The 9,294-nt window shown below is 53.9% G+C and carries 10 protein-coding genes and 3 pseudogenes; 6 read left to right on the forward strand and 7 right to left on the reverse strand.

The features are described from left to right. Positions 1-64 precede the first annotated feature (64 nt). Positions 65-469, forward strand: a pseudogene (locus QC823_RS15720) (IS3 family transposase); the annotation flags it as partial. 171 nt (positions 470-640) lie between these two features. Here QC823_RS15720 and QC823_RS15725 read toward each other — a convergent pair. Both QC823_RS15725 and QC823_RS15730 read right to left on the reverse strand, forming a co-directional pair. Then, positions 641-1,021 carry a lysozyme inhibitor LprI family protein gene (locus tag QC823_RS15725; protein ID WP_309657286.1) on the reverse strand — a complete coding sequence of 127 codons (381 nt, stop codon included), beginning with the start codon at positions 1,019-1,021 and terminating at the stop codon, positions 641-643. 78 nt (positions 1,022-1,099) lie between these two features. Then, a complete protein-coding gene (locus QC823_RS15730; protein ID WP_309657287.1) occupies positions 1,100-1,615 on the reverse strand; it encodes a 5-methylcytosine restriction system specificity protein McrC in 516 nt (171 codons plus the stop codon). Between the two features lie 456 nt (positions 1,616-2,071). Here QC823_RS15730 and QC823_RS15735 point away from each other — a divergent pair, with 456 nt between their 5' ends. Further along, a complete protein-coding gene (locus QC823_RS15735; RefSeq protein ID WP_309657288.1) occupies positions 2,072-3,373 on the forward strand; it encodes a site-specific integrase in 1,302 nt (433 codons plus the stop codon). 60 nt (positions 3,374-3,433) lie between these two features. Here the strand turns inward: QC823_RS15735 and QC823_RS15740 are convergent. The 3 genes and pseudogenes from QC823_RS15740 to QC823_RS15750 all read right to left on the reverse strand — a co-directional run. Beyond that, a pseudogene (locus QC823_RS15740) lies at positions 3,434-3,934 on the reverse strand (hypothetical protein); the annotation flags it as partial. After that, the gene (locus QC823_RS15745) at positions 3,913-4,341 is read right to left on the reverse strand and encodes a hypothetical protein (RefSeq protein WP_309657289.1); all 429 of its coding nucleotides are present in this window, start codon (positions 4,339-4,341) and stop codon (positions 3,913-3,915) included. The gene QC823_RS15745 and the pseudogene QC823_RS15740, both read right to left, overlap by 22 nt. 118 nt (positions 4,342-4,459) lie before the next feature. Then, positions 4,460-4,747 carry a sll1863 family stress response protein gene (locus QC823_RS15750; RefSeq protein ID WP_309657290.1) on the reverse strand — a complete coding sequence of 96 codons (288 nt, stop codon included), beginning with the start codon at positions 4,745-4,747 and terminating at the stop codon, positions 4,460-4,462. A gap of 464 nt (positions 4,748-5,211) precedes the next feature. Here QC823_RS15750 and QC823_RS15755 point away from each other — a divergent pair, with 464 nt between their 5' ends. Genes QC823_RS15755 through QC823_RS15765 form a run of 3 tightly spaced genes read left to right on the forward strand, consistent with a single transcriptional unit; the run spans position 5,212 to position 7,498 of the window. Beyond that, the gene (locus QC823_RS15755) at positions 5,212-5,421 is read left to right on the forward strand and encodes a hypothetical protein (protein ID WP_309657291.1); all 210 of its coding nucleotides are present in this window, start codon (positions 5,212-5,214) and stop codon (positions 5,419-5,421) included. Continuing rightward, positions 5,418-5,969: a hypothetical protein gene (locus QC823_RS15760; RefSeq protein ID WP_309657292.1), complete on the forward strand. Its 552-nt coding sequence runs from the start codon at positions 5,418-5,420 to the stop codon at positions 5,967-5,969. Before QC823_RS15755 ends, QC823_RS15760 begins: the two co-directional genes overlap by 4 nt. Continuing rightward, positions 5,966-7,498: a DEAD/DEAH box helicase gene (locus QC823_RS15765; RefSeq protein ID WP_309657293.1), complete on the forward strand. Its 1,533-nt coding sequence runs from the start codon at positions 5,966-5,968 to the stop codon at positions 7,496-7,498. The genes QC823_RS15760 and QC823_RS15765 overlap by 4 nt, the downstream gene beginning before the upstream one ends. A 536-nt stretch (positions 7,499-8,034) precedes the next feature. On the opposite strand, the gene QC823_RS15770 is transcribed toward QC823_RS15765, so the two are convergent. Then, positions 8,035-8,262, reverse strand: a complete 228-nt coding sequence (locus QC823_RS15770; protein ID WP_309657294.1) for a hypothetical protein — start codon at positions 8,260-8,262, stop codon at positions 8,035-8,037. 109 nt (positions 8,263-8,371) lie between these two features. Here QC823_RS15770 and QC823_RS15775 point away from each other — a divergent pair, with 109 nt between their 5' ends. Beyond that, positions 8,372-8,800, forward strand: coding sequence for a hypothetical protein (locus QC823_RS15775; RefSeq protein ID WP_309657295.1), 429 nt, complete (start codon positions 8,372-8,374; stop codon positions 8,798-8,800). Between the two features lie 282 nt (positions 8,801-9,082). Here QC823_RS15775 and QC823_RS15780 read toward each other — a convergent pair. Next, positions 9,083-9,294 (reverse strand): annotated as a pseudogene (locus tag QC823_RS15780) (STAS domain-containing protein); the annotation flags it as partial.

The following is a 9,294-nucleotide window of genomic DNA, read 5'->3' on the forward strand; positions in this document are numbered from 1 at the left end:
TCGCTCAACCCGGTAAAAATGCACGAAATCGAGCGTAATAAACGGGCTGCTTAAGCGCAGCCATTTGGACAACTGGGTTGAAAATCACCGAATGAGTGAGCGTATGACAGCCGACCTTGTCTGTGACGCGCTTCAGATGGCGCTATGGAAACGCAAAATGCCCAAAGGCGTGATAATCCACTCGGATCGAGGCAGTCAGTACTGTTCCACGCTTTACCAATCGCTGCTCACCCGTCATGAGATTAGGTGCAGCATGAGCGCTAAAGGCAACTGCTATGATAACGCTTGTGCCGAAAGTTTCTTCCACAGTCTCAAGGTGGAAGCGATCCATGGAGAGGCATTTAAAACACGGAATGCCATGAGGCGCCAGGTGTTTGAGTACATCGAACTGGACTACAACAAGCAACGGCGGCACAGTGCTATTGGGATGATCAGCCCAGAGGCCTTCGAAGCCCGAATGATCGCTTAAACCAGTGTCCACTTTTGCTGGGTAAGATCAATGTCTATCCTAGTTTACAGGGTGAAGCTACCGAGTAAGCGAAAGTATGCTGCCTCACTTCAAGCCGGGCAGCAGTGACCAAAAGTCCGTCTAACCGTAGAGCAATTTCCTTCGATTCGGTCTCTATGTCTGTTTCGTTCACTACCTTGTTAGGTTCTCAAGCTCCTCTGCCCTTTGTGCCGTCTCCCTAAGAACGCACTCGTTTGAGGCGACCATCGCAAGAGTTCCTCCGGCGGTGGCGTAAAACAGGCAATTGGCATCTCGATACTGAATCCAAAGGCGCTGGGCTCCGAGAAGCTCCTGCTGGCGCTTGTCTGATATGTTACTACGCAGATTGTGGTAAGCTCCATTTAGCTGAGCGTCCTGTCTCTCTATCTCTGCTCCGATGCAGTTCATCATGTTGACGGTGACACCACCTGATTCATCCATGCAGCTGGCGTAACTTTTCGTATATAGGTCTTCCGCCTGCGTTACCGGTGAAAGAGCCAAATAAAAAATCCCTGCCAAAGCTCGCTTCATCATGATTTTGTCATTCCTTTGTGACGGGTGGGTAGGGTCGTAATGACCGACTTGTTGATTCTGCTTGCTGTTTTCCTGAGCTCATGCACGAGCAGCAGATGCAGCGGCCATAAGATCGCTGTCAACAGCTGTACCATCTATTGGAATGGCGGCAAGCATCAGCTTGGCACCCGAGCCAGCTAGAACCATGTTATGTCGCAGTCCGGCCTGGAGATGGGACTGCTCGGGGTAGAGCAATAGCACAGAGCTGCAACCGTAGGCACTGGCATAAGCCGCCATCTGGTAGAGATCTGCCGCAGATAGGGCGGTCATGGCATCCGGCCCTTCAATACGCTTCCACTTAGCGTCCAGAATAATCACCGGCCGTTTGGCTTCGTACAACAGGCTGATATCTGGCCGCATCAGCAACCGACCGCGTCCACTCTCTTCGTGGCCCAGATAGCGCCGCGGCCCTTTTTCCATCAGCTTGAACCCATGACGGCGCGCCAGTGGGAGCAGCCGGCTGGCGATATAGCGCCCGAAGAGATGGTTCATGTTAAAGAGCAGGCTGAAAGCCTGCTGGCGCCCCGAACTCTTGCGACTGGCTGTTTCTCGCATTGAATCTTAGCATCCTAAGTCTACCGAGGTGGAGAGTAGGAGCTAGATTGTATAAGGATTTTCGAGGGACGGTTTGAGAGGGCGCCAGCTGCTGCTGAGCAGAGTAAGTGCGGGAGATGATGAAGGCAGAAGGAAGCTGGACGTCGCTGGCTGTTGCTTCAGCGTGCTACCAATATGCTACCAAGAACAGTAACCAATAAAAAACGGCCACTTGCTGTATGAGCTAAGTGGCCGTTTTTCTTAAATATTTTGGTCGGAGCGACAGGATTCGAACCTGCGACCTTTGCAACCCCATTCCATAATTGGCATATATAAGCATAAACAACAATAAACATAGGGTAGCAATTATATCGATAAAAAACAATTACTTACTTTGATTATGGGGTTGCTCGTTGTTCCCGCTTTGTGCCTGGTATATCCTTCCTTTGGAACCCATATGGAACCCACAGGGAAGATATGAAGAAGAAAGAGAAGCTGACGAAAAAGACCCTGGATCGTCTCGCCAACGAGCTTCCTGAAGGGTATGAAATCTGGGATACAGATCTGCCGGGGTACCACGTCCGCGGCCGCCGGGGTTGGCTGGCGCTCCGCGTCAGCTATTACAACAATGCCCGACAGCGGCGCGTTCTGACGCTTGGCCGTTACGGAACCCGGACGGCTGCGCAAGCTCGAGAAGATGCCCGAGAAGCCCTGGCCATTGTCGCTCAAGGGGGTGATCCAAGAGCCGTTCTTGAGGAGGCCCGGGCTGAAGCCCAGCGCCAGCAGCAGCAATCCCTTCGGGCTTACCTTGAGGGCCCCTATACTGCTTTCCAGAATCGGCGTAAGGACGGAAAGGGGACTCTTCGGCGCATCGAGAAAGACTTCTCCGACTGGTTGGATAAGCCTATGGGTAGCTTGAGCCGTTCCGACGTGGAGCGGTGGCAGACCAAGGAGGAAGCTGCCGAGAAGCCGCGGGCTTTCCAGACGCTCAAGCGTTCCTATGATGCACTTCAAGCTCTGCTAGCCCATGCGGCTGAGCGTAATATGATCCCTGCCAACCCCCTGAAAGGCGTTAAGCTCCAAAAACCGGCATTGACCGGGGAGGAGCTAGCAGAGCAAGGAGCGGAACGGCGATTCCTCGAACCGGAGGAGGTGAAGGCGCTATTTGCCGGCTTGGAGGCGTATCAAGAAGAGAAGAGAGTGCAACGACGCAGCAGCCGTGTCCACGGAAAAGTCTATCTTCCCGACCTAGATCACGTCGCCTACGTGGATCACGTCAAACCGTGGATTCTGACGATGTTCTACACCGGATTTCGCCCTGGTGACTTGTTTGGGCTCCAATGGGAACACGTTCATCTAAATTCCAAAAAGATCCGAAAGGTCATTGAAAAGACAGCGCATCACCACCCTGAGCCTATGTCATTTCCACTATCTACCGTAGTTTTGAATGTGCTTGATACTTGGTGCCACCAACAGGGTAAGCCGAAAACTGGATTAGTATTTCCCTCGCCGCGAAATGGCAAGCGCATGGACCCGACGGCGATGCAAAAACCATGGGCTAACATTCGCCAATTAGCTGGACTGCCACGGGAATTGCAAATGTATAGTTTGAGACACAACTTTGCTTCTCAGCTTGTGATGTCTGGGGTTGATCTTCTAACAGTGTCTAAGTTGATGGCGCATTCCGATATTCAGACTACAATTAAATACTATGCTCATCTGTGTCCTGATCATGCTCAAGATGCCGTTGAAGCGTTTGCGATGCAAGTAAGCGAATAGATGGACAGGGTTAGCAAGGGCACTTGATAGTAAGTCGTTAATTGTGGTGTTGCCGGAACTTTAACTCAGTGCGGTGAGCTTCGGTAGTCTCCTTAGTAAAGTCAGCCACCTTTTGTCAGCTGTTCGGCGAGGCAGTGCGCAGGACAAGATAGCTGACGCCGAACGGTCAGCGGTATCACCGAAATGGACGGTGATACGCCGAGCATTCAGTGACACCGTGGCAGCGATCTTGAACTTCTGCTCGCGTACCCTGCTCAGGTTTCAGCCTTTGCAGGTTTGCCGCACAAGTAGTTAGCGTAGTCCATTTAGTACATGGTAGGTGTAGGTGCTCAGTAACAGGCCCACTTCGGTGCGGGCTATCACATTCTGAACAGTGGAAACACCAAAATCTGTCGACGAGAGGCGGACATCCAGTGCTGACTTCACCTTGCCCATGTGCGCTTAAGCACTTCCACTCTTAAGAAAGATCACCAGGAGTTTCTCTGTTGGCCAGTCGAACTTGCCGAGTTTGGTGACTAGGAAGAAGGGATGCACCAACATCAAGGAGTGTCTGTCAGGCCGGCTATTTCGAGGGCTTGGGCAAACTGTTCCTCATTTAGCACGTTACGCCAGTGATCCACGCAGTTGGATCGCATCATAAGCAGCTTGGCTTCCATCTCGCCGATAGCGATGGCTTTTTCTTCGCGTTGATCACGCGTTTCACCCTGCACAATCATCTCGCGAAGCTCTGCTCGTGCTGCCATCATGCGATCCTCTAAGGCTTCACGCACTTTAGGACTGGTTGCCAACCACTCCTGTACAGCTTCCCGCTGGCTCGCGTTCAGATCAAGCGTATCGGCATTTTTGGCCACAGCTGGCGTCAGCATCGCGATCGGAGATGACAACTCCGATGTGTCACGTTCAGCGGCGACGGTTGCTTGGCTGGCAAACGCGAGGGCTAGAGCGGATATCAGAATCATTGGACGCATTAATTTCTCCTTTATTGCGAAAGCCCAGAGATCATACACGGAAGGTGTCGTCGACCATGTGAGAGAATGTCGCACAGAATAACGCGGCCGGCCCTGGTCGCCGGCCACGTGACATTAATCACTTGAAGCGATTGCGTGCCTTTTCGAAGGAGTCATTGAAGGCTTGCCAGGCGCGTTCGGCCCCTTCCTGGATATCGTCCCAAGCGTCGTCGCCAGCTTCGCGCAGTTCCTTGAGTTTTTCGCGCACCTCCTCACGCTTGGCCTCCATGCGCTCAGTCTCCTTTTCTTGTTCGATTCGGACATCAGCTTCGGCCTTTCTGGCTTTTGCTCGAAGTTTATCGATTTCGGCCTGCCACTCTTCTAGCCTGGCGTTCAGCTTCTGTTCGTAGGCTTCACGATTACTCATGGGGCACTCCTTCCTGGATGACGGTGTATGGGATTTTGAATATAGCCTATCAGCGGGTGGCAGGGCATCTCTTGTTCAGGGTGGCACAGGTTATTGGGGCTGTCGCAAGGTGTGCCGACGCGTAATAAGCTCGCGGTTAATCCTTGTGATGGTTGATGTGTTAAGGCGCTAAAAAAAACGGGGAGGTTTTCTGTAAGGGTTTACAGCATTGAAAGGGTAGTGCTAACCTTTGGATCTGCTGAGGCGAAAATCTCAGCCGACCATTGGCCGGTCGATATCAAGTAGGCGTGCCAGCGCCCCATGACGGCGTTTTTTTGCGTCCGTCAATTATGGCGGCTGTGCATGGGACGCTTTCGAGCGTGCCGGTTTCCTATTTGACCGGTCGGCCAACCCGTGTACGGTCGCCCCCATTCGCTGCTTTGGCCGCAGCAGGGGACGGCTCCGATCAAATAGGAGTCACACCCATGGCAAAACGCCTGTCCTTCCTTGTTACACGCAGCCTATCTGGCCGCGCCGCCGCTCACCGTGCCATGGCACGTGCCGCGCTCTTCTCTGACTACAGTCTTCGCGTTCGCTACCGGCGCTACCGGTGCCACATGGAAAAAGCCCGCGCGCTTGACGCCAAAGTCGCGTCTTTCACACTTTCTGCCACAGTGCAGGAGGTACGCTCATGAGCCGTCGACAAATTCACCCTGCTTCTCGGGCCTTGCAGGCGCTTTTGCACAATAGCGCCGCACGGGGGGAATCCTTCACGTTATGTCAGTTGCGCGATGAGTTGTTGGAACACCCAGATCTTAGGAATGCGGATAAGAAGCAACTTTATACTTACGTGCGTGACCAAGTGAATAATCTGCTGAAACACGGCGCAGCCGAATCCCTGGGAGAGCAAGAGGGCTTTAAACGTCGCCATCTGTTTCAGCTGACAGCCGCGTTCAATGCCCGTACCGATGATATTCCCGACGACGCTACCTACGCTGTCGATGATGTCGAGCCGCTTGACGTCAAACTTCGCCGTGACAGCGAGCAGTTGCGTGTGCAGATGGAGGCCAGCGATCTTCAGCTTCAGGCATTCCAAGAAATCGTGGAAGCATATCCTGATGCCCGGGATAAAATCGCGCCGTTGTTCGAACAGGAAAAAGCGCAGGCACGCGCGTTGGGCGAAAAGCTGAAAGCCTACGCGAAGGTACAGCAGAAACTGGCCGAGACGGGAGGTGACGCATGAAACTGCGCGATACACCTACCCAACTAGCGCAACATCCGCCGCTACGTGACTGGCAACAACGCTGCCTCACCCAGGCCTTACAACAGCTATCGCCGTCGACCCCGCACTTCCTCTGCCAGGCCACGCCTGGGGCAGGGAAGATGCTCATGGCCGCGGTGTTGGCGGATCAACTGCTTCAGCGTGATGAGATCGATTACGTGCTGTACCTCGGCCCTAGCCGTGAGGTCGTGAGCCGCGCGGAAGAAACCCTTGCGGATGTCACGGGGTTTGTCATGGATAGCGGCCTGGGCGCGCGGGGAGGCTGTTATACGTATCAATCACTGCGTACGCGCTTGCGCGCGCTCCAGCAACTGGGATCACAGTTTCGCGTCCTGCTGATTTGGGATGAAAGCCATCACGCTGGGCGGCTGCCCGGCACTCAGCAAGGGGTCAATGGGGCGAACGAGTGGGGGCGGGCGTTGCTCTTGCTCGAGCGTTACATGCGATATACGTTCGCGTTGTCCGGTACACCGTGGCGTAGCGACGGCCGCTGTCTACCGCTATTAAGTTATCTCGATATACCGCCGGCCGATGGCGAAGAATGTGAGCAGGAAAACTGTGAAGTACCGTTCCAACAGCGCTTGGTGCCGGATTTTGTCTACACGTTGCAAGAAGCCGTGCGCGACGGCGTCTGCCGACTGCCTTATATCCACCTGATTGATAACCGCCATATTCAGCTCACCCTGACGCACACGAATCACAAAAAGCCGCCCAAGCTGAAGCAGTTTTCCAGTATTCCGCGTCTGCTACGCCACCCTGGTGTGGGCTATGCGGACCTGCTGCGCCACGACGTGCCGATGCAATACGTGCTCGCACAGGGTGTGGCCAAGTTATCGGCGCTACGCCAAGCACAGCCGACGGCAGGGGGCTTGGTGGTCGCGACCGATATCGAGCACGCCGAGGAAATTACCGAGTGGATGATGGATCAAGGAGAAGATGTTTGTCTGGTGACGAGTCAAACGCCCAATGCGCACGCGAAATTAAGGGCGTTTCGTGAATCCACGCAAGCGTGGATTGTGTCCGTGGGCATGATCAGCGAAGGCGTCGATATTCCCCGGCTACGCGTGTGCTGCTATCTCAGCCGTATCCGCACCGAGCAGCATTTTCGCCAGGTATTAGGACGAATTATTCGGCGCCTGGGGCTGCATGACCCTGACTGTTACCTCTATGTGCTGAACGAGGAGCTGTTACGCCGCTATGCGCACCGTATTGCCGATGACCTGCCGCAAGAAAATGCCGTCGTTACTGAGACCGCTCCAGCCTCGGCGCCGGCGGCACCCGGGTATGGCAACACTGCGCCGGTCGCACCGCAGGATAACGTCACGCTGGCTGAGTCAGAGACCAGCAACGCGGAGACTGATGCGATAGCGGTAGTGTTTGGGGCATCAGCCACCACGACCGCTGCGGCGGCGAAGGCGCAACCCTCGTGGGAACACGACATGGCGTTTTCACAGCGATTTATCGAGCACTTGGCGACATTGAAAATTTAGCGGTGTCATCGTCACACCAACGCGTTCGGTGTGGTGATGCCATATAGAAAGTGCCATGGCTTACACGGATGTACGCCATGGCCTACAGACAGTGAGCAATGTGCCTGCCACACTGATGTCACGACACCAAAAACACGCAGCCCTGGTTAAGGGCTGCCGACGGGTGCGTCAGGCAAGGATGCGGCCAAGGGCGGCCAACCCACGCTATCTCTCTCCTTTCATGGTGTTTGCTGTTTTCTATGGACTGTATGGCGTATTTCAACGTCATACTGCGGCGTTTTATCTTCTTTTTTTACCGCGACCACCGCGACTTAGCCGAACGCCGAATCCAGCGAGTTTATTGACGCCTTCCTTGAGGCGTATGTGTTCCCTAAAGCGACGATTACCTGGATTTTTGCTTGAGGAACTTACTGAATCATGTAGCGAACCATCCAACCACCCACCTCTCCTTGTTCGTTCACAGCAATTTCCATCATTTTGGCGGTAAGGTAGCAAAGGTCTTGATCTGAAAGGGACCTCAGGTCGTTGAGGCCAATCTACAGCTCTTCACCGTTGGGATGGGCATCCAACGTATCTTCCAGACGCTGGTTCAGGACCTGATCAAGGATTTGTCGTTGGGAAGGAGTGACGGTTTTCACGGATGGGTAATTACTGAGTTCTGCTGTAACCGCCTCGCGCAACGAGCTGAGATAACTACGCATCTCGGGCTGCGGGCGCGTCACCAGGTAGTCCACTTTGTATTTCAACATGTCGGGCGCTGACATCTCTTCGAACACTGTGGACAACCGGCAGCAACGAGTGGGCAAAACCGTCAAAGACCGCTACAGTAAGTCTAAATATTGAGTGCCAGTTTGAGAGGAAAGGGAGGGCAGGATGCCAACATCACCCCCAACAGCGGACAATCCGTTAACGTTGATCTTTGCGTATCGAGCGTTTGACCTGCGTGATCGCTTCCCCCAACCGTTAGCCATTTTCCATGAAACGCTAGCGTGCCTTCAAAGCCATGACGCCTACCTTCACTCGATGAGCGGTGAGATCGTGGCCTATCTCCGTGGCGGTGGGGCACTATCCATCCCCGAATCCTTTTTTATTCGCCGTTCTGGTAACGATGTCGGGATCGTCTCTGCCGAAGCCAATGATGCCGTCTGCGAAGCGGTTGATCGCTGGCTTCGCAACACCCTGACACTCCATCCCCCTACCTCGATCACTCAAGAGGCTTCCACTATTCGACCTGGCAGACTCGATCTGTTGCTGGAGCAATGTGACCCCGACGCCTCTGAGCTTGACGACGTTAACGCATAACGTGATATGCCGGATGTCGGCAGGGAAGTGCTAGACCCACCCAGTGCGGAAGACGCATGGGCCGTCGTCAATAGGCTCGGTAAAGCACACGCAACGCGCTGGATGGCAACCCCCCACGCGCAACTGGAAAACCAACGTCCCATGGCTGTACTGGAGACAAATCCTTAGCGTGTTTATGCGTTATTAGCGCTGGAAAAGGTGGGGGAAATGAAGGATGAAAGGGCAGAAGACGACCCAAAGCGGTCAATTAATCAAAGCTAAATTAATGTGGCATGGTGGCCTCTAAGTGCCAAGAAATAAATCTTCAGGCTGTTCTTTCTGCCAACGCAATGCCACTGTTCTGGCTTGTGCTAAATGTCGGCAGTATGTCAATTCCTCGACCTCCTTATGCACGCCCGCACGGCGCAATTTAACGATGATCCTTGTTTTCAAGCCGACGATGATCAGTTTGACGCCCTCATGTTTCATTTCAGCAATCAATGATTGAAGGGCCA

This window comes from Vreelandella vilamensis (assembly GCF_031451755.1).
GTDB classification, from domain to species: domain Bacteria; phylum Pseudomonadota; class Gammaproteobacteria; order Pseudomonadales; family Halomonadaceae; genus Vreelandella; species Vreelandella vilamensis.

Excerpts from the sequence above, each read along its gene's own strand:
- QC823_RS15760 (WP_309657292.1), top strand. The coding sequence starts at position 5,418 with ATGAGCCGTCGACAAATTCACCCTGCTTCTCGGGCCTTGCAGGCGCTT.
- QC823_RS15770 (WP_309657294.1), bottom strand. The coding sequence starts at position 8,262 with ATGTCAGCGCCCGACATGTTGAAATACAAAGTGGACTACCTGGTGACG.
- QC823_RS15735 (WP_309657288.1), top strand. The coding sequence starts at position 2,072 with ATGAAGAAGAAAGAGAAGCTGACGAAAAAGACCCTGGATCGTCTCGCC.
- QC823_RS15745 (WP_309657289.1), bottom strand. The coding sequence starts at position 4,341 with ATGCGTCCAATGATTCTGATATCCGCTCTAGCCCTCGCGTTTGCCAGC.
- QC823_RS15725 (WP_309657286.1), bottom strand. The coding sequence starts at position 1,021 with ATGATGAAGCGAGCTTTGGCAGGGATTTTTTATTTGGCTCTTTCACCG.
- QC823_RS15755 (WP_309657291.1), top strand. The coding sequence starts at position 5,212 with ATGGCAAAACGCCTGTCCTTCCTTGTTACACGCAGCCTATCTGGCCGC.
- QC823_RS15750 (WP_309657290.1), bottom strand. The coding sequence starts at position 4,747 with ATGAGTAATCGTGAAGCCTACGAACAGAAGCTGAACGCCAGGCTAGAA.
- QC823_RS15765 (WP_309657293.1), top strand. The coding sequence starts at position 5,966 with ATGAAACTGCGCGATACACCTACCCAACTAGCGCAACATCCGCCGCTA.
- QC823_RS15730 (WP_309657287.1), bottom strand. The coding sequence starts at position 1,615 with ATGCGAGAAACAGCCAGTCGCAAGAGTTCGGGGCGCCAGCAGGCTTTC.
- QC823_RS15775 (WP_309657295.1), top strand. The coding sequence starts at position 8,372 with ATGCCAACATCACCCCCAACAGCGGACAATCCGTTAACGTTGATCTTT.